This window comes from Actinokineospora sp. HUAS TT18, from assembly GCF_051364635.1.
In the GTDB taxonomy this organism is placed as follows: domain Bacteria; phylum Actinomycetota; class Actinomycetes; order Mycobacteriales; family Pseudonocardiaceae; genus Actinokineospora.
Map to the genome: position 1 here is coordinate 3,930,184 of NZ_CP195645.1, position 18,422 is coordinate 3,948,605.

Annotated in this window: 19 protein-coding genes; 4 read left to right on the plus strand and 15 right to left on the minus strand. The window is 73.2% G+C overall.

The window, feature by feature from the left end:
• Positions 1 to 10 precede the first annotated feature (10 nt).
• Complete coding sequence (locus ACSHT8_RS17510; protein WP_436491887.1) at positions 11 to 940, plus strand: aminoglycoside phosphotransferase; 930 nt, start codon at positions 11 to 13, stop codon at positions 938 to 940.
• On the opposite strand, the gene ACSHT8_RS17515 is transcribed toward ACSHT8_RS17510, so the two are convergent.
• Both ACSHT8_RS17515 and ACSHT8_RS17520 read right to left on the minus strand, forming a co-directional pair.
• On the minus strand, positions 941 to 3,277 hold the full coding sequence (locus ACSHT8_RS17515; protein ID WP_436491888.1) for a LuxR C-terminal-related transcriptional regulator: 2,337 nt from the start codon (positions 3,275 to 3,277) through the stop codon (positions 941 to 943).
• Positions 3,274 to 4,533: an Hsp70 family protein gene (locus ACSHT8_RS17520; RefSeq protein ID WP_436491889.1), complete on the minus strand. Its 1,260-nt coding sequence runs from the start codon at positions 4,531 to 4,533 to the stop codon at positions 3,274 to 3,276. The genes ACSHT8_RS17515 and ACSHT8_RS17520 overlap by 4 nt, the downstream gene beginning before the upstream one ends.
• Before the next feature lie 264 nt (positions 4,534 to 4,797).
• On the opposite strand from ACSHT8_RS17520, the gene ACSHT8_RS17525 reads away from it, so the two are divergent.
• The 3 genes from ACSHT8_RS17525 to ACSHT8_RS17535 all read left to right on the plus strand — a co-directional run bounded on the left by ACSHT8_RS17525 (position 4,798) and on the right by ACSHT8_RS17535 (position 9,730).
• The gene (locus ACSHT8_RS17525; RefSeq protein ID WP_436491890.1) at positions 4,798 to 6,612 is read left to right on the plus strand and encodes an IniB N-terminal domain-containing protein; all 1,815 of its coding nucleotides are present in this window, start codon (positions 4,798 to 4,800) and stop codon (positions 6,610 to 6,612) included.
• Between the two features lie 90 nt (positions 6,613 to 6,702).
• Positions 6,703 to 8,505, plus strand: coding sequence for a dynamin family protein (locus tag ACSHT8_RS17530; protein WP_436502090.1), 1,803 nt, complete (start codon positions 6,703 to 6,705; stop codon positions 8,503 to 8,505).
• Positions 8,506 to 8,548: 43 nt separating this feature from the next.
• Entirely contained in the window at positions 8,549 to 9,730 is a 1,182-nt protein-coding gene (locus ACSHT8_RS17535) for a hypothetical protein (RefSeq protein WP_436491891.1), read from the plus strand.
• On the opposite strand, the gene cutA is transcribed toward ACSHT8_RS17535, so the two are convergent.
• From cutA to ACSHT8_RS17600, 13 genes are all read right to left on the minus strand, one after another.
• Positions 9,711 to 10,025 carry a divalent-cation tolerance protein CutA gene (gene cutA, locus ACSHT8_RS17540; protein ID WP_436491892.1) on the minus strand — a complete coding sequence of 105 codons (315 nt, stop codon included), beginning with the start codon at positions 10,023 to 10,025 and terminating at the stop codon, positions 9,711 to 9,713. The two genes, ACSHT8_RS17535 and cutA, sit on opposite strands and share 20 nt — an antisense overlap.
• A 5-nt stretch (positions 10,026 to 10,030) precedes the next feature.
• Complete coding sequence (locus ACSHT8_RS17545) at positions 10,031 to 10,870, minus strand: sucrase ferredoxin (RefSeq protein WP_436491893.1); 840 nt, start codon at positions 10,868 to 10,870, stop codon at positions 10,031 to 10,033.
• Positions 10,867 to 12,111, minus strand: coding sequence for a cupin domain-containing protein (locus ACSHT8_RS17550; protein WP_436491894.1), 1,245 nt, complete (start codon positions 12,109 to 12,111; stop codon positions 10,867 to 10,869). Before ACSHT8_RS17550 ends, ACSHT8_RS17545 begins: the two co-directional genes overlap by 4 nt.
• The gene (locus ACSHT8_RS17555) at positions 12,108 to 12,554 is read right to left on the minus strand and encodes a hypothetical protein (RefSeq protein WP_436491895.1); all 447 of its coding nucleotides are present in this window, start codon (positions 12,552 to 12,554) and stop codon (positions 12,108 to 12,110) included. Before ACSHT8_RS17555 ends, ACSHT8_RS17550 begins: the two co-directional genes overlap by 4 nt.
• Positions 12,555 to 12,631: 77 nt before the next feature.
• Positions 12,632 to 13,051: a hypothetical protein gene (locus tag ACSHT8_RS17560; RefSeq protein WP_436491896.1), complete on the minus strand. Its 420-nt coding sequence runs from the start codon at positions 13,049 to 13,051 to the stop codon at positions 12,632 to 12,634.
• A gap of 41 nt (positions 13,052 to 13,092) precedes the next feature.
• Positions 13,093 to 13,527 (minus strand): SRPBCC family protein, encoded by a 435-nt coding sequence (locus ACSHT8_RS17565; RefSeq protein WP_436491898.1) that lies wholly within the window; start codon positions 13,525 to 13,527, stop codon positions 13,093 to 13,095.
• Between the two features lie 9 nt (positions 13,528 to 13,536).
• A complete protein-coding gene (locus ACSHT8_RS17570) occupies positions 13,537 to 14,214 on the minus strand; it encodes a histidine phosphatase family protein (RefSeq protein WP_436491899.1) in 678 nt (225 codons plus the stop codon).
• A 60-nt stretch (positions 14,215 to 14,274) separates the two neighbouring features.
• A complete protein-coding gene (locus tag ACSHT8_RS17575) occupies positions 14,275 to 14,763 on the minus strand; it encodes a GNAT family N-acetyltransferase (RefSeq protein ID WP_436491900.1) in 489 nt (162 codons plus the stop codon).
• A 42-nt stretch (positions 14,764 to 14,805) separates the two neighbouring features.
• Positions 14,806 to 15,819, minus strand: coding sequence for a polymorphic toxin type 44 domain-containing protein (locus ACSHT8_RS17580; RefSeq protein ID WP_436491901.1), 1,014 nt, complete (start codon positions 15,817 to 15,819; stop codon positions 14,806 to 14,808).
• Positions 15,816 to 16,130: a hypothetical protein gene (locus ACSHT8_RS17585; RefSeq protein ID WP_436491902.1), complete on the minus strand. Its 315-nt coding sequence runs from the start codon at positions 16,128 to 16,130 to the stop codon at positions 15,816 to 15,818. The genes ACSHT8_RS17580 and ACSHT8_RS17585 overlap by 4 nt, the downstream gene beginning before the upstream one ends.
• Before the next feature lie 48 nt (positions 16,131 to 16,178).
• A complete protein-coding gene (locus ACSHT8_RS17590) occupies positions 16,179 to 17,267 on the minus strand; it encodes an MBL fold metallo-hydrolase (protein ID WP_436491903.1) in 1,089 nt (362 codons plus the stop codon).
• A 35-nt stretch (positions 17,268 to 17,302) separates the two neighbouring features.
• Positions 17,303 to 17,773, minus strand: a complete 471-nt coding sequence (locus ACSHT8_RS17595) for a hypothetical protein (RefSeq protein ID WP_436491904.1) — start codon at positions 17,771 to 17,773, stop codon at positions 17,303 to 17,305.
• Between the two features lie 170 nt (positions 17,774 to 17,943).
• Positions 17,944 to 18,408 (minus strand): Lrp/AsnC family transcriptional regulator, encoded by a 465-nt coding sequence (locus ACSHT8_RS17600; RefSeq protein WP_436491905.1) that lies wholly within the window; start codon positions 18,406 to 18,408, stop codon positions 17,944 to 17,946.
• Positions 18,409 to 18,422 lie beyond the last annotated feature (14 nt).

Here is an 18,422-nt window from a genome sequence, read left to right on the forward strand (position 1 = left end):
CCATCGGGCCATGACGATCCAGGCCGCGAGCGGCAACCGGCTGGCGTGGCACGAGGTGCCCGCGCCGGTGCGCGCGGCCATCGAGTCCGGGCTCGGGTCGCCGGTCGTGACCGCCGACACCCAGCCGGGCGGGTTCTCCCCCGGCCTGGCGGCCCGTCTGCGGTTGGCGGACGGCCGCCGCGCGTTCGCCAAGGCCGTCGGGGTCGACCGCAATCCGCACACCCCGGGGATGCTGCGCGCCGAGGCCGACGTGGTCTCCCGACTGCCCGCCGGACTGGCCCCGCGCCTGCTGTTCACCCACGACGACGGTGACTGGATCGCGCTCGTCTTCGAGGACGTCGACGGCCGCAACCCGCATGTGCCGTGGACGACCTCCGACTGGGAACGCGTGCACGCAGGTCTCGTTGATCAGCTCCGCGCGCGCACGCCCGCGCCGATCGCGGTTTCCCCCATCGCGCAAGCGCTTGCGGACGACTGCCGGGGCTGGCGTCGGCTCGCCGCCGACCCGGCCAGGGTGGATGACCCGTGGGCGCGGCGGCACGCCGACCGGCTCGCGGAGTTGGAGGCCGGGTGGGCGGAGGCCGCGGCTGGCGACACGTTGCTCCACCTGGACACCCGCGCCGACAACCTGCTGCTCACCCACGACAGCCTGGTCATCGTCGACTGGCCGCACGCGACCCTCGGCGCGGCATGGGTGGATCTGCTGATCCTGCTGCCCAGCCTGGCGATTCAGGGCGGGCCGGACCCGGCGACGGTGTGGGACGCGTCGCCGATCGCCCGCGGCGCCGACCCGGACGGCGTGACCGCGATGCTGGCCGCCCTGACCGGCTATTTCCTCTATACCGCAACCCAACCGCCGCCGAAGAACCTCGGGCCGGTGCGCGCTTTCCAGCGGGCGCAAGGGGAAGCGGCGCTGGCCTGGCTGCGCACGCGCCTCTGATCAGACGCCTGGGCGGTCGCCCAGCAGGGAACGCAGTTGGGCCAGCAGGTCGCTGCGGCTGGTGGCGCCGAGGCGTGAGCGCATCCGGGCCATGTGGTGTTCGACTGTCTTGCCGGAGATGAAAAGGCGGTCCCCGACCTGCTTGTAGGTCATCCCGTCGAGCACCAGGCCCGCGACCTGCAACTCGCGTTCGCTCAGCCGCACCATGCCCGCGCGATCCTCCACCGCGGGGGCGGGCGCCGCGGAGCCTTGCAGCACGCGCGCGCAGTCGAGCAGGCCGACCATCGCGGTGCGGTCGGGCGTGCGGATCGCCGCCTGGCCTGCCAGACGAGCGGCGTCCCATGGCATCCCGGCGGCGTGGAGCGCCCGCGCGGCGGACTCCACCTTCGGCGCGTCGATGCGACCGGCCAAGACCTCCCGCCAGCTCTGCGCGGCGGCGGACAACGCGGAATGGAAAGCACTGAAGCCTGCGAACCCGGCCAGCACTTTCGCGTGTTCCTCGGCCTTGGCGGGCGCGTCGGCGATGATCTCGGCGTGCAGGCAGTGCCAGTGCAGCATGGTTGACCACAGCGGCGGACTTCCCAGTCGCCGCAACAGGTCCCACGCCTCGGCCAGGTGCGGGGCGAGGCGTTCGCGGTCCCCGAGACGGGCGGCGGCGACCGCGAACTCGCCGAGCGGGAGCAGCGAGAACAGGTCGACGGGCACCCGGACGAAGGTCGCGCACGCCAGTTCCCACGACCGCCGCAGCGCCGTCAGATCGCTGGTCCGGCGGGCCGTGCCGACGCGGAGTCCGACAGCGAACAGCGCGTCGCGGGGGCCGAGGTCGCCCGCGGGCGGGTTCGCGGGCGCGCCGTGGTTCATGGCGATCCAGGCGCGCAGGAGGTGATGACGGTTGGCGAGCGCCCCACCAGCGGCGATGGCGCGGTCGAGCAGCGGTTCGGCGATCGCGGTGGTCCCGGTGTGGGCGGCCATGATCGCGCTGAGGGCGGCGGGGCTGTCGGGGAGCAGGACGGTGTCGCCGACCGGTTCCAGCATCTCGGCCGCACGCACCACTGTGGACAGTGCGGTGGGCCAGGACTCGTCGAGGGAGTCGAGGACGCCGTGAGCCATCGCGGTGACCGCGCCCGCGGCGAGCGTCGGCGGTTCGTCGGCGTCGGCCTTGAGCGCGGTTCTGGCGTCGTCGACCCGGCCGGTGCCCGCGAGTCCGATGGCGGCCAGCGCGGAACCCGACCAGTGGTACAGCTCCGCGCTCCTGGCCAGCTGGCCGCGGTGGGCGAGCGCGGCGGCGGCGACCCGGGCGGCGGCCGGGGTCGGCGCGGCGGCCATGAGCGCGTCGGCGCGGCGCAGGGCGCTGTCCATGGCGCCGGAGAGGGCTTCGGCCTCGGCCTGGCGGACCTCGTCGACCTGGTGCCCGGCGGCCGCGGCGGCGGCGTAGAGCCGCACGGCGACGGCCGGTTCGGCCTGCGCTGCGGCGGCTTCGAACACGGCGGCCACCGACGGTCCGCCCGCTCCGGCGCCCAGCAGCGCGAGCGCGTCGTCGACCAGCGGGCCGCCCCGGGCGAGGCGCAGGTCGGCGATCTGGTCGAACACCGCGTCCCGCTGGTCGGCGGGGACCAGGGTGCGCACGACGGTGGCGCCGAGGGGCAGCAGGTCGGGGGCGAGCAGGCCGGTGCCGCGAACCTCTTCGAGCACGTCGGCGGGCGGGTGGCCGAGCAGTGCGGCCAGTTCGACCTCGCCCGCCCCGACCGCGGTGGCGATGAGCGCGCGGAGGGCGTCCGGGCTGAGCCGGTCGAGCTCGAACCGGAACTCCTCGACGGCCGCCCGCGGGATGTCGCCCGCCCCGACGTGAGGGGCGATGCGGTGCACCAGCCCGGGCACGCCGCCGGTCTGGGTGTGCACGAGCTCGGCGACCCCGGGCGCGGGCGGGACGCCGAGGATGGCGTGCAGGCAGGCGGTGACGCGGTCGCGGTCGAAGGGACGCAGGACGATCTGGCCGCGCAGCCTGCCGAGGAGGGCGGTCAGCCCGGTTGGGCGGGGCCGGGGGCGCGCGGCGACGACGAGACCGCAGTCGGCCTGGTCGGCCAACTCGGCGAAGTCCTTGTCCCCCAACAGATGCGCGTCATCGACCAGGAGAAGGTCGGCCCGGACCCCGGGCCGCCAATGACTCGCGCCGGGGGCGGTGGCCAGGAGGTCGAGCAAAGCCGTCTTGCCGAAACCACCGGGCGCGATCACCGCGAGCCGCACCGTGGCGAGGTTCCCGGACACGATCGCCGAGCACAGCTTGCGGGTCGGCCCATCGAGGACGAGTTCGTCGGGCAGCGGGTATCCGGGGATCACGACTGGTCTCCCGGCCGCCGGGGTCGCAGGTTGAACCGCCGCGGGGGCGGGTCCAACGGGCTGATCTCCACCGGCGGGCGCGGCGGCGGCAGATCCACGCCTTCGCGCACCCCGACACCCTCCTCGATCTCCGCGCCGCGCCCTTCCAGGGCAACGAGCGCGCCGCCGCCGGGGTGCGCGATCCCAGTTGCCGGAGTGGCGTGCCGGAACCCGGGGTGACTGGCGTCGGCGCTCAAGTTCGCGCCGGGGGCGGCGAAGCGGGCGGGCGCCAAGCGCGGACAGGCCGCGAGCGCGGCGCCGCGCGCGGGGGCGGTCGCGGGGTCGGTCTCCACCGTGACCTGGCCGTCGAACCGAGCCGCGGCGAGGGTCGCGACCAGCGGAACCGCCGCCGTACCGCCCGCCAGGACCACCCCGGCCTGCACATCGGCGGGCACGCCCGCGGCGAGCCGCGCAAGATCGTCGACCACGGCGGCGAGCGCGGGTCGAGCCACCTCGTCGAAGGCCGCCCGGGTCACCACGTCGTCCTGCAGCCGCACCTCGGGCGCGGTCGACAGCAGTTCCTTCGCCTGCGCGCACGCGAGCCGGTCGGTGCCGGGGCGCACCAGCGAGGCGAGCACGTCGTCGAGGTGGTCGCCCGCGTCGGCGTCGATCATCGGGCGGTGGTTGGCCAGTTCGAACGACGCCTGCGCGCGGTGCAGCACGGCGTGCTCGACGTGCCTGCCGCCGATCAGGGTCAGCGCCAGCGCCGATCCGACGGGGACCGCCGAGCGTTCGTGCGCGGCCTCGGCGGCGGCGACCACCGTGGGAAGCAGCAGCACGCCCGCCATCCCGGCGGCGTGGAGCGCGCCACGGAAGAGTCCACGACGGTATGACCCCCAATCGGGTGGATGCGTGACGGCGATCCGCTCGGCCGCCTCCCCCTCGGCCGCGGCGACGGCGTCGGCGATCCAGGTCACCACGGCCGCGGCGAGCGTCTCGGCCGGATACAGCTCGCCGCCGAGCAGGACCGGGATCCCGTCGCCGACGCGCGGCAGGAAACCGCGCGCGACCCGCTGCGGCTCGACCGCCGTCCACGCCTGCGCGGCCTGCCCTACCAGCAGTTCTCCGGTGTCGGAGATCGTCAGCACGGCGGGCGTCCACCGGCTGCCATGGTCGATCGGAACGACCTCGGCCGGGCCGTAGCCTGCACCCACGCGCCTGCACACCGCCGCCGCGCCGCGCGTGCGGCCGACGTCGATGCCGAGCACATAGGGCATCCCGGACTCCTGACGATGGCGGTAGGTAGGCCTCTGTTCGTACCAGGCGCCTGATCCCGCACGGCAACCCCGGGTAGGCGCTCGATTACCCCCTAACCCCCTAACGAGACCTTGTCGAGTCACCCGTTTGAGTGACCCAGGCGACTCGGAGTGATCCCCGATGTGGTGGGGGTGGCGGCTCCATAGATTGATAACAACGCCCCGGACCGATGCCCCCGGCTTGGGCGCGACCTCCCCGAAACCCCCGAAATTTGGAGTAGTGCGTTGACCGTCAACCAGGACCAGCCGACCTCAGGCGCCGAGCAGACCCTGCACGACTTCGTGCTGACCCTGCTGACCGACGAGTCAGCGCGCGCCGACTTCGCCGAGAACCCCACCGCCGCGCTGACCGGCGCGGGCCTCGGTGACATCACCGCCCAGGACGTCCAGGACGTCATCCCGCTGGTCGCCGACTACGCCCCGGTCGACCTGACCCTGCCCGCCTCGGCCGAGACGGTCGTCGAGCAGCTCACCGCCGTCGCCGACGCCGCGCAGAGCTACTCCGGCCACTGCGACACCGACACCGAGGGCGGTCTGCCCGGCGGCCTCACCGCGGGCTCCTTCCTGGGCGAGACCGGCCTCGACAGCCTCACCGGCACCGGCGTCGCGGGCGACCTCACCGCCACCGTCGACGGCGTCACCGGCTCCCTCGCGGGCCAGGCGCAGGACGCGGCCCTCTCCTCGGTCTTCGGCGGCGGCCTCGACGGCGTCACCGGCGCGGTGACCGGCGGCGGCTTCGGCACGGATCTCGCGGGCGACCTCACCGCCACCGTCGACGGCGTCACCGGCTCCGTCGCAGGCCAGGCCCAGGACGCCGCCTTCTCCTCGGTCTTCGGCGGCGGCCTCGACGGCGTCACCGGCGCTGTCACCGGCAACGGCCTCGGCACCGACCTCACCGGCGACATCAACGCCACCATCGCCGAGATCTCCGGAACCTTCGTCGGCGAGACCGAGAACGCCGCGTTCTCCACCGTCTTCGACGGCGGCCTCACCGGCGGCAGCGGCCAGAGCGTCGTCGAGACCGCCCTGGGCACCGGCGCGGGCGAGTACAGCCTCGGCCTCGACGGCATCGCGGGCCACAGCACCGTCGACTCCGCCCTCGGCGCGGTCACCGGTGCGGCCGACGCGGGCGTCAACGGCCTGGCGGGCGACTTCGGCCTCGACTCCGACGCCTTCACCGGCGCCACCTCCCTCGCCGCGTCGACCGAGGGGCTGACCACCGCGTTCGGCGGCGCGACCGACCTCGGCGCGGTCGGCGGCGGCTCCACCATCGGCACCGACGGCGGCACCGGCGTGTTCGGCGTCGAGAGCGACGTCTTCAGCGGCAACGGCGGCGTCACCGCCTCCACCGACGGCTTCGAGGCCGTCTTCGCCGGCGACTCCGTGGGCAACGGCGCCCTCGGCGTCAGCACCGACGGCGTCTCCGGCACCGTCAGCAGCGAGTTCGTCAACGGCGACTTCACCGTCGGCACCCCCGGCGTGACCCTGCCCGAGCTGGCCGCCCCGTCCCTCGGCGGCCTCGACGTCACCGACTCCCTCGACGGTGACCTGCTGCGCGCGGGCGACATCACCGCCGGAACCACCGTGGCCAACTACGTCGCCGAAGGCGGCAGCCTGGTCGCCCACCAGGTCAGCACCGGCACCGCCGACCTCGGCGGCTTCCTCACCGGCGCGGGCGCCCAGGTGGCCGAGCAGATCGAGACCCACTCCGGCTCCGTCGCCGACCAGGTCGCGAACCTGCCCGCCGTCCCGGCCGTCCCCGCGCTGCCGGAGCTGCCCGCCCTGCCCGAGGTCCCCACCGACCTCCCGGTCAGCCTGCCGACCGACCTGCCCGGCGACCTGCCGATCGACCTCCCCGTCGACCTGCCGAACCTGCCGATCGACCTGCCGGACCTGCCGGTGGCCAACCCGCTGCCGGACCTGGGCGAGCTGCCCGGCGTCGGCGGCCTCGTCCAGGACAGCCCGCTGGGCGACCTCGCGGGCGAGCACAACCTGCCCGACGTGGGCGGACTGACCGACGGCCTCGGTCTCGGTCACTAGTAACTGATTAGCGGTGAAGGCGGGGTCCTGGTCACAACGGACCCCGCCTTCTTCACTGTCATGACCCGACACGGCACACTCGACCGGGTGATGGCACCGCCCTGGCTCGGGATCCTGGACGACACCATCCGCGCGTGCGCCGCGCACGACCGGTCGGATCTGGCCGAGAGACTCCTGCGGCGCCGGGCCCGGCTCCTCGAACCGGGCAGACGCGTGGTGGTGTTCGGCGGCCACGGCCAAGGCAAGAGCCAGCTCGTCAACGCCCTGATCAACGCCCCGGTCTGCGCGGTCGGCGACGATGTCACCACCGTCGTCCCCGCGATCGTGCGGCACGCCGACGCGCCGACGGCCGCGGTCGTCACCGGGTCGGACCGGGCCGCGCTCGCCGGCGCGGTCGGCCGGGAAGCGGCGCCGATCGAGACGGTCAGCGCGCAGGCCAACCGGCTGGCCCTGGTCCGCGACGACGTCCAGCACTGCGAGATCGGCCTCCCGCGCACGCTGCTCGGCGCGGGCTTGATCCTTGTCGACGCGCCCGCGGTGGGTGACGCGCAGAGCCCGACCACCGGCCGGGCCATGTCGGTGCTCGCCGAGGCCGACGCGGTGCTGATGGTCACCGATGCCACCGCCGTGCTGTCCGCGCTGGAACTGGACTTGCTGAGCCAGATCCACCGGCTGTGCCCGACCGTGCTGGTCGTCCTCACCAAGATCGACATCGTGCCGCGGTGGCGCCAGGTCGCCGACGCCGACCGGCGCGCGCTCGCCGAGGCCGGGCTGCCCACGACGGTCGTCCCCGTGTCGTCGGCGCTGCGGCTGGCCGCGGCCCGCACCGAGGACCACGCGCTCAACGCCGAGTCCGGGTTCAGCGACCTGATCACGCACCTGCGTGACAACGTCCTGGCCGATCCTGTTGCCGTGACGACAAAGGCGGCCGCGGCGACGAGCAAACTCGCGATCGACCAGCTGATCGAGCCGCTGCGCGCCGAGTTCGACGCCGTCGCCGCCGTCACCGACACCGCCGCGCTCGCCGACTGGCACGCCGCGGGCCGCCGCGTCGAGCAGTTGCAGCGCGACGCGGCCCGCTGGCAGACCCAGCTCGGTGACGACGTCGCCGACCTGATGTCCGATGTGGAGTACGACCTGCGCGACCGCACCCGGCGGATCCTGCGCGAGGTCGATGACTACTTCGAGGTCGCCGACCCGGCCAAGGTGTGGTCCGAGTTCGAGGAGTGGATGCGCGAGTCGCTCACCGAGATCGCCGAGGTCAACTCCGACTGGCTGCTGGAGCGGTTCGAGTGGATCGCCGCCCGCATCGCCAAGGCGGTCGTCCCCGACGCGCACGAGCTGCCCGCGACGCTGCTGCGCGACCTGACCGGCGACCACGCCGCCAACCTGCGCAAACCGCACATCGAGAAGTTCACCCCGGTGCAGAAGATGTTCGTCGGCCTGCGCGGGTCCTACAGCGGCCTGCTGATGTCCGGTCTCGCGACCACGCTGGCCGGGCTGCCGCTGATCAACCCGATCTCCCTCGGCGCGGGCGCGGCGTTCGGCGCGCGCAGCGTGTTCGAGGAACGTGGCGCCCGGCTCAAGCGGCGGCAGGCCGTCGCGAAGACCGCGGCGCAGCGCCACGTCGACGACTTCTTCCTGTCCTACGGCAAGGAGACCAAGGACGCGATGCGCGTGATCCACCGCGCGCTGCGCGACCGGTTCGCCGAGGTCGCCCAGGAACTCCGGCACGCGGCGACCGAGTCGGCCCGCGAGATCAAGCGCGACCTCGACGCCGGCGCGGCCCGGCGCAACGGCAAGGCCGCCGAGGTCCGCCGCGGCTTGGAGCAGCTGGTCGCCCTGCGCGCCCGCATCGACGCCCTGCAAGTCCCGAGAGGACTGACCGCCTGATGATCGCCGCACATCGCTCGGCCACACGGCCGGAGGCTGTGCCATGTCGCTGACCCTGCCCGACTCCGCCGCCGAACTGCTCGACCGAGCCCTGGCCGTCTACCGCGACAGCCCCCGCGCCGACAGCTTCCTGCGCACCCACCTCGACCACCTCCGCGGCCCTCTGCGCCTGGCGATCGTCGGCGACCCCGCCTCCGGCCGCACCACCCTGCTCGGCGCCATCGTCGGCGACGTCATCACCTCCGACCGCCTGGTCGTCGACTGGCCCGGCGCCGTCGAGCTGATCGACGCGGGCACCGCCGACGCCGACGCGACCCTGGTCCTGACCACCCGCCCCGGCGCCGAACCGCCCGCCCTGCGCCCCGACCACCCAATCGCCCGCGCCACCCCGGTCTCCTCGATCGTCGTCCTCTCGCGGGCCGACGAACTCGGTGGCGGCCGGATCGACGCGATGATCTCGGCACGGCAGGTCGCCCGGCGGCACGCGAAGTCGCCCGAGCTGAGCGGGCTGTGTCAGGACGTCGTCGCCGTGTCCGGACTGCTCGCGCTGGGCGCGTCGACGCTGACGGCCGACGAGTTCACCGTCCTCGACCACCTCGGCCGCGCGCCCCGCGAGGAGACCGAGGCGCTCCTGCTGTCCGTCGACCGCTTCACCGCGCCGGGCGGCCGGATCACCCCGGCGCTGCGCGCGGACCTGGTGACCAGGCTGGGCATGTTCGGCGTGCGCATGGCGATCACCCTGGTCCGCCGCGGCCACCGCGACCTCGACGCCCTCGCCGCGGAACTGGTGCGCGCCAGCGGGATCCTGGACCTGCGCACGTCGATCGGCGCGAACCTCGTCGACCGCGCCCCGGTCCTGCGCGCCCGCTCGGCCCTCATGGCGCTGGACATGGTGCTGCGCATGGAACCCCGCCCGGATGCCGCGTCGATCGCCGCGGACCTGGAGCGCGTCCTGGCCGGTGCCCACGACTTCCGCGAGCTGCGCCTGCTCGCCGCGCTGCGGGTCGGCCGGGTGTCGTTCGAGGAGGACGAGGAAGCCGTCTGCCTGCTCGGCGGCCACGGCACCGACCCGAACACGCGGCTGTCGCTGTCCGGCGACGCCTTCGACACGCTGCTCCGCTGGCGTGCCAACGCCGAGGACCCCCGCCTGAGCGACCGCGAGCGCCGCGCGGCCGCGGTCGTGGCGCGCAGCTGCGAGGCCCTGGTCAGCGCGTTCGCTCGATGACCCAGTCCAGGTAGCCCGCGCTGCCGCCGACCACGGGCAGCGCGATCACCTCCGGCTCGTCATAGCTGTGTTCGCGCTGGATGTACTCGGTGATCTGGTCGAGGCGGTCGGCGGTCGACTTCACGTGGCACTGCCACTCCTGGTCGTCCTGGACGGCGCCGTCCCAGTGGTAGAAGCTGCGGATCGGCCCGATGACCTGCACGCACGCGGCGAGGCGGGCCTCGACCAGCCCGCGGCCGAGCGCAGCGGCCTCGTCGGCGGACGCGGTGGTGGTGATCACGACGATGTGCGACACACCGGTCAGTCTTCCAGGAGTTCGAAGTGCCGGATGGCCGCCGGGACCTTCGCCGAGCACGTCAGCGGGGTGTCGCTGCGGACGAACACCGCGCGCACCCGCAGCACCCCGGCGTCCTCCAGCTCGACGTCCCACACCTCGTGCGCGACGCGCCGCACGGCCACCGGCCGGAACGCGTCGATCCGCCGGTCACCAGTCCGTTCCCGGGCGAAGTGCTGCGCTGCCTGCGCGGGCGCGGAAACCGTTGACTGCCCGCGCACGTACGGCAGAGTCAGCTCGCCCGCCTCGAAGTCGGCGGCGACGGTCTCGGCCTGGTTCGCGGGCACCTGTCCGAAGTAGACACCGTGCGGGAGCACCAGCAGGTTGGCCGCGTACCGGTCGCCGCCGACATGCGAGCACTCCCACACCTGCCCCGGCCGCGCGGTCGCGAGCGCCGCGGCAACCGGGCGACCGCGGACGGCACAGCACGTGTCGTGCTTGCCGTGGGTGCAGACGAGGTAGGTCAACTCGGTCGACACCGTGCCGGGTCTGATGTCCAACAACTCCTCGGGGTCGTTGAACTCGTTCCACCACAGGCGTTTCCGCCGCGCGTCCACAATGGCGTAACGACGCGGACCCGGCGGCGTGCGGCCCGGCCTGCGGATCAACAGCACCCGGGCGTTCATCTCGAGCGCACGCGCGGCGACCGACGCCGCCACCGACGTCGGCAGCGCCGACTCCCACAGCGCGTCGGCGCCCCACGGGCCGGGCTGCTCGATGAGCACCCAGTGGCGCACCGGGGGCGCGCTCGCGCCGATCAGGTCACCGCGACGCCGACAGCCGTCCGAGCACCGCTCATCCGTCACACCACATCACCCATGGGGACCAGGATCGTCTCCCGTAGCAATCTGCGCACCAGGACGATCTGGTCGGCCACGGACAGCCCGTCGAGTTCCCCGACCACGCACGGCTCACCGGTCAGCAGCTCGGCGAGCGCGCCCGCGGTCTCGGCGGGCAGGGACAGCTGGTCACCGGGCACGTCGAGCAGCACCCGCCCGCCGCGCGCGTCGAGCCGGAACCGCAGCCCCGGGCGGGCGCGCACCCGCATCCCCACGATCACCGCCCGCGCCGCGGCGACCTGGGCGAGCGGGGCGATCGGGCTCGGCCGGGTGCCCGACCAGACGCGGTCCCGCAGCAGCCTGGCCACCTGGTCCGGCTCGACCGAGAGGCCCTTGATGGCGGCCAGCACCTCCGCGATGTGCGGCGCGAGTTGCTCGGGGTCGGCGGCGTCGATCCCCAGCGGCAGCGTCGCGCGCAGGCCCGGTTCGTCGCCCGCTAACTTGAGCAGCGCCTCGGCGATGGCGTACCGGGTGAGGACGTGCACGCCGACGGTCAGGTGCGCGGACACCCCGCCGAGCGCCGTCGCGGAGTGCAGGTAGCCGCGCGGCAGATAGAGGGCGTCACCTGGTTCGAGCACGGCGTCGATGAGCGGTTCCTCCTCAGCCCGCGCCTTCACCGCGTCCGCCTTCTGCTCCCACGGCTGGCTGCGCAGCGGATCGGGGTGCACGGGAGCGTGGATCCGCCAGTGTTTGCGCCCGTCGAGCTGCAGGACGAACACGTCGTGGACGTCGTAGTGCGCGGAGAAGCCGCGCGACGACGGCGGGGTGATGTAGGCGTTGGCCTGCACGGGATGCCCGAGATCCACCCCGAGCTGGGTGGCGAACTCGATCACCGGCGGCCAGAGGCGGTGCAGAGCCTGCAGGACGAGCGTGCACCCGTCGTCGAACAGCCGGGTGACCTTGCCGTCGGCCACTTGGTCGCCGATCTCCGCGCCGACGCCGCCGCCGCTGGTGAACTGCGCCGAGCCGAGCACGGCGCCGTCGCGGGCCACGCGGAGGAAGGGCGTGCGGAGACCGCGGCGGGACAGCAGTTCGTCGACGCCCGCGAGGGTGAGCAGGTCGTCGAAGGGCTTGGTGAGGTCCGCGGCCTTGCTCAACAGCGGCCTGCGGCCCCAGTGCTCTTCGGCGAACGCGTCGAGGTCACCGGCCACACAGCGCCGCAGGGCCGGGCGGTCCGGGGACCGCCCGGCCGGGGACTGGTCACTCACCGCTCAGTGAACCCGCTCGCGCCGCCGTCGGCGCCACCGTCGGCACCGCCGTCGCTGCCCGCGGCGCCGCCGTCCGCGCCACCGTCGTGTCCGGCACCGCCGTCCGCGCCACCATCGGCGCCGCCGTCGTGGCCCGCGCCGCCGTCAGCCGTGCGGCCGCCGGCTCCGCCGCCGCCCGAGCCCACGCCGCCCGTTCCGCCGTCGGCACCACCGTCGAATCCGGTGCCACCGTCCGCGCCGCGACCGGATCCCGCGCCACTGTCGGCGCCACCGTCAGCGCCGCCATCGGAACCCGCGCCGCCGTCCGCGCCACCGTCGTGTCCGGCACCACCGTCAGCGCCACCATCGGCACCGCCGTCGTGGCCGCCCGGCGAGGCGCCGCCGTCCGCAGGACCATGGGATCCCGTGCCGCCGCTGCGGATGTCATCGTCTTCTATGGACATCTCGTCCTCCCAAGCTCGGCGATTGGTACATCTGTCGCCGTCCTGGTACCCCCGTTCGGGGGTTTCCATGCGTCAGGTCATTCGACCGTGCGCCGGTACCGGACCGACCGGTGCGCCCCGGGCTGGGCGAAGCGGCGGATCAGGTAGGTCAGCGCGGCGCCGATCAGCAGCCAGACGATGGCGGCGGCGCCGTAGTTGAACAGCGCGGCCAGCTTGTCCGACGCCGGGGTGAACAGGCCCTCGAAGCCCAGTGAGACCGCGCCCGCGAAGCCGTCGATGAAGGAGGCGAAGCCGTTGCTCGGGTTCGCGTCCGCCAGCACCAGGACGATCTTGATCACCAGGACCACGGCGAACAGTCCACAAAGGAAGTTGATGACCGCGCACACCATGCTGACCGCCCGGCTACGCGACGCGGCGGTGTCCTCCACGCGCTCGTGGACGACTTGCTCCTCAGCGGGTGGCTGCTGGTAGCGCGGGTCGTGCTCTGGATATGTCATTAACTGATGGTCGCACCGCATCGGGTGACCCGCTTGACAACTCAGGCGTAGCGCTGCTCCAGCCGGTCCAGCGTCGCCCGAATGGACTTGAGGTTTTTGCCGGGGAACTTGACCAGCTCCAGCAGGAACCCGATGCGCGCGGTCGACCAGTCGAAGGTCTCGGTGACCTCGGTGCGCCCGTCGCCCAGGTCGGTGAGCTGCCAGCGCCAGCGGTGGCCGTAGAAGTGGCGCCACGCGATCAGCCGGTCCTCCTCGAACTCGACCACGGTGTTGAGGACCTTGTAGGGCAGCCCGAGATGCATGTCCATCCCGAACTTGTCGCCCAGCTTGAGCCGCCGCGGCCCCTTGGCGCGCGAGGCCTTGACCGTGCCGGAGCCGTCGATCAGCGGGTGCTTGTCGGGGTCGGCCAGCAGGTCGAAGATGTCCGACGCGGGCGCAGAGATAGTGCGGGTATCTGAAACCTGGCGGTATCCCATGACCGCAGCCTAGGGCAGTCCCACCCCGTCCTCCAGGTGGGCTGTGTCATTGAACGACCGGATGTACCAGGTCGGCCCGTCCACCACGATCCGCGAGACCGACGCGTTGTCGGCCCCGACGAACGCGAACGGGGCCGCCTTGGCCGCCGCGGCGAGCACCTCGCCGATCACGCCGCCGTGGGTGAACACCGCGACCCGCTGCCCCGCGTGCGCCGCGGCGACCCGCTCGATCCCGGCCCGCACCCGCGCGGCGAACAGGTCGGCGGGCTCGGCGCCGGGGATGACGTCCCACCGCTGCTCGGCCCGCATCCGCAGCGCGACCGGGTCGTTCGCGGCCACCTTCTGCCGGAACAGCCCGCCCTCCCACTCGCCGAGGTGCACCTCGCGCAGGTCGGGCTCGACGACCGGCTCGATCCCGAGCGCGGCGGCCAGCGGCGCGGCCGTCTCGACGGTCCGGCGCAGGGTCGTGACGTAGATGGCGTCGATCCTCTGGGTGCCGAGCCGCGCGCCGACCAGCTTGGCCTGCTCCTGCCCCTCCGGCGCCAGCGGCGGGTCGCCCTGCCCGTCCATGAGGTCGAACCGTTGGCCAGGGATCGCCGGGGCGGACTCACCGTGCCTGACCAGCAGGATGTCGGCGGCGGTGGGCGGGACGATGAACCGCGCCTGGCGGTACTCGGATGTCGACACCCCCACAGCAGACCCGCCCGCCAGGCCGATCGTCAACCGATCGCGCCCTGGATCACGCGTTCAGCGAAGCGGCTTGACCAGCAGCTCGAACGCGAGGTCGGCGCGCAGCGGCAGGCCGAACCGTTCGTCGCCGTACGGGAACGGCGTCAGCTCCCCGGTCCGCCGGTACCCGCGCCGCACGTACCAGGCGATCAGGTCCTCCCGGGCGTTGATCACCTTCATCCGCAGCTCGCCGAGCCCCCACTCGTCCCGGACGAACCGCTCCGCCTCCGCCAGCGCCGCCCGGCCGATCCCGCCGCCCTGCAGCCCGGGCACGACGGCGAACATCCCGAAGTACCCCGCCCCGTCCTCGTCGGCGACCTGGCAGCACGCCACCAGCTCCCCGTCCCGCCACGCGGTCAGCAGCGCGCTCTTCGGCGCGGTGATCACCTCGGCCACCCCCTGGGGGTCCGTGCGCTGCCCTTCGAGCAGATCAGCCTCGGTCGTCCACCCTGCCCGGCTCGCGTCGCCGCGGTACGCGGACTCGATCAAGGGCACGAGAACGGGCACGTCAGCGAGGGTCGCTTTGCGGAAGGTGAGCACCTTCGCAGACTAACGCGGCCGAATCACCCCGGCGGCCACGAGCACGTCGTACCGCTTCATGATCTCCCGGTTCATCGCGTCCTGGGTCAGCGTCCCCGGCGGGTACTGCCGGGCGAGGTCGATGCCGATCTGCACCGCGGCCTGGTCACCCGGGTCTGTGCCAAGGTTCTCCACGACGTCGACCCCGTTCGCGCCCGCGTGCAGCACGCGGCCGTCGATGCCCGCCTGCGTCCCGGCGTAGCCGTAGTGGATGTTGGACCAGATGTCGTGCCGGATCTCGGCGGGCGCCCCGGGCATCGGGGTGTAGACGTTGTCCCCGACAGTCAGCCCGAGGATGCGCGACTTGTGGTCCCACGGCCCGCCGGTCTTCACCAGGTCGTACCACTCTTTGAGGCCGCGGGCCTTGTCCAGCGGATTGTCCGACGCCATCAGCTGCCTGATCCGCTCGACGGCCGCGGAGGCGCCGTTCCGGTTCATCTCGTCGAGGATGAACGTCGTGATGTCGTTGTACTCGGCGAACGGGCTCTGGTCGCCGTCCTTCTTCTGAACCGTCACCCCCGAGTCGAGGAACTCCGCCGCCTGCGCGGCGTTGCTGATGATTCGGTTCACGATGGCGGCGGTGGCCTGCACGAACCGGCGTCGGGCGAAGCCGGAGAACGGCCCGCGGATCAGGCCGTAGATCGGGATGGCCACCCGGAGCGTGCCGTTGATGTCGTTCTTGGCGCCGGTGACGATCGCGGCGAACGCGTTGGCGTGGTTGCTGTGCTGGTGGCAGCTGAGCCCGACCCGCGCGGCGTCGTTGTTGACCACCGCCAGCTTCCCGGCGAAGTCGACCCCGGCCTGGTCCGGCCACGCCCGGCGCGCCTCGCCGGTCGGGTAGACGGCGGCGTTGAAAGTGTCGCCCGCGCGGCGCCAAGTGGCGGCGAGCGCGCGCACGGTGTCCTCGTTGGTGTCCGGCCAGCCGCTCCTGGACTTGACCGCCGACCACAGCCCGAACGTGTCCGGCGGCTCCTGGACCGTCATCGGGGGAACAGCCCGGCGACCGCGCCGTCGGCGAGGCTGTAGGCGCGGGCCGACGCCATGGCCGTCACACCCGACTCGGTGTACCGCCGTGGAAGCGGGCCCGCGACGGCGCGGATCGCATCCGCCGCCGGGGTGTACTCGGCGCGGTACCGCGCGCCGATCGGGCCGCTGCCGATGCCCGCCTCGTCGGCCGCAATCGCGGCCCGGAAGGCGGTCCAGTCGATGGCCAACTGCCCGCCGATGGCCGTCAGGTGTCGGCCGACCCGGTCGATCGTCTCGGTGTCCATGCTGAGGCTGGGATCCGGTGCCATACCCCGATTCTGGGACCGGATCCCGGCCCCGCGAGCGCGCCGGCCGCCTTAGGCCAGCGTCTGCCACCACGGGTCGACCGGCGGCGGGTTGTCGACGTCGACGCGCTCACCCGGCCGCGGGATCGCCAGCGCGACGTCGCGGGCCTTCGACTCGGCCCACACGCGCTCGGCGGGCTCGGACCAGCTGTGCAGCGCGAGCTTGAACGTGGCCCAGTGCACCGGGATCAGCAGCCCGCCGTCGAGGTCGACGTGCGCGGCGACGCCCTCCTCCGGGGTCATGTGGATGTCCGGCCAACCCGGGGCGTACGCGCCGACCTGGACGAGGGAGGCGTCGAACGGGCCGTGCGCGGCGCCGATCTCGGCGTAGCCGTCGAAGTAGCCGGAGTCGCCGGTGTAGAACACGCGCCTGCTCGGGCCCGCCACGACCCACGACGCCCACAGCGTGTCGTCGCGGACGAAGGCGCGGCCGGAGAAGTGCTGCGCGGCGGTCGCGGTCAGCCGGATGCCCGCGATCTCCGTGCTCTCCTCCCAGTCGAGCTCGATGATCCGCTCGGCCGGGACGTTCCACCGCTCCAAGTGCGCGCCCACGCCGAGCGGCACCACGAACGGCGCGGTGCGGGTGGCGACGAGCGTCTGGACGGTGGCCATGTCGAGGTGGTCGTAGTGGTCGTGCGAGATGACGATGGCGTCGACGTCGGGGACCTCCGACAGCGGCTGCGGCATCGGGTGCAGCCTGCGCGGCCCGACCAGCCGCGACGGGGACACCCGCTCGCTCCACACCGGATCGAACAGCACACGCGCGCCGTCGATCTCGACCAGCGTGGTGCCGTGGCCGTACCAGGTCAGGTAGAGGCCGTCGTCGGTCGGCTCGGGCGGGCTGACCAGCGGGACCGGGCCCGCGGGCGTGCGCCGCTGGTCGCCGAACAGCAGCTCGCGGACCATGCCGCGACCGGCCTCGGGGACGATCTGCGAGGTGTGGGCGCGGTTGTGGAAGGCGCCGTCGCGGAACTGCGGCGAGCCCTGGACGCGGGCCGCGCGGTCGCCGCGCGCCTTGCCGCCCAGCGCGGCCGGGATGTCGCGCACGATCCACGCGACCGCGGCGAGTCCCAGTCCGATGGCCAGAGGAAACCGTCTCATTCCTCGATGGTGCCACCGAAAACCTGTGATGTTCCTCAGGCGAGCCTGCAGCCCCATGTCGCGGTGCGCAGCCGCGTCGCGCGGCGGGCGACCAGGCCCGGCCGGGGCGTGCGGACCGACACGCGCCGCAGGTGGGCCTCGTCGACCTTGAGGCTCTCCGGCGCCGGGTACTCGTCGTCCGGTGCCTGCGGGTGGTCCGGCGGCAGCAGGTCGAGGATCGCGCGCAGCGCCCAGCGGGCGTGGCCGTGGTAGGACCAGACGACGGCGTCGGCGGTGAAGACGTCCCAGTCTCTGCTCTGCCGCGAGCGCGCGGCGGTCACGTCGTGCGCGTCCTTGATCACCACGTAGTCGACGTGGTCCTCCCACGCGTAGGTCGCCACGATGGCTTCCGGGTCGTCCGGGCCGCCGCAGAGGTACACGGTGAAGCCGTCGGCCACGACCGCGCGCAGGAGCTCGTCTATCTCGCTCCACTCGGACGGTTGTGACTCTTTGCAGGGTTGGCTCATCGTCATCACCCGAATGGCCGGTGCCGCCGCCGCAGAGTGCCCCCGAGCGATGACACGGTGTGTCCGTCCCGCCCTGTTTACCGCACCCGGGCAACGACTAGCTACCCATTCACGCCATCGACATCAATGCGTCATTCACAGTTGGCAATCACCCATGTGAGTGACAGCGCTTACCCGATCGGACCTTGCACCGGTTGGCCTATTGCCTCGAACACCAACATCGTGTTCACCGAGACGACCTCCGGGCGGCTCAGCAGCCGGGTGATGAGCAGCTGCTGCAGGTGCGTGGTGTCGGGCACCGCGACCTGGACGAGGTAGTCGTCAGGCCCGGCGACGTGCAGCAACGAGACCGTCTCCGGCTGGTCGAGGACGAACGCCTTGAACGCGGCGACGATCTGCTGGCGGTGCGGCCGGACCCGCACCGACAGCAGCGCGCTGATGGGCCGGCCGAGCGCGGCGAGGTTCACAGTCGCGTGGAACCCTGTGAGGACCCCGCGGCGGCGCAGCGACCGCACCCGCTCCAGCGCGGTGGACGGCGCGACCCCGACGATCGCCGCGAGCTCCTTGTTCTGCAGCCGCGCGTCCAGCTGCAGCTCCCGCAGGATCGCGATGTCGACGGCGTCGAGATCACTCATCGGCCGACTGTACT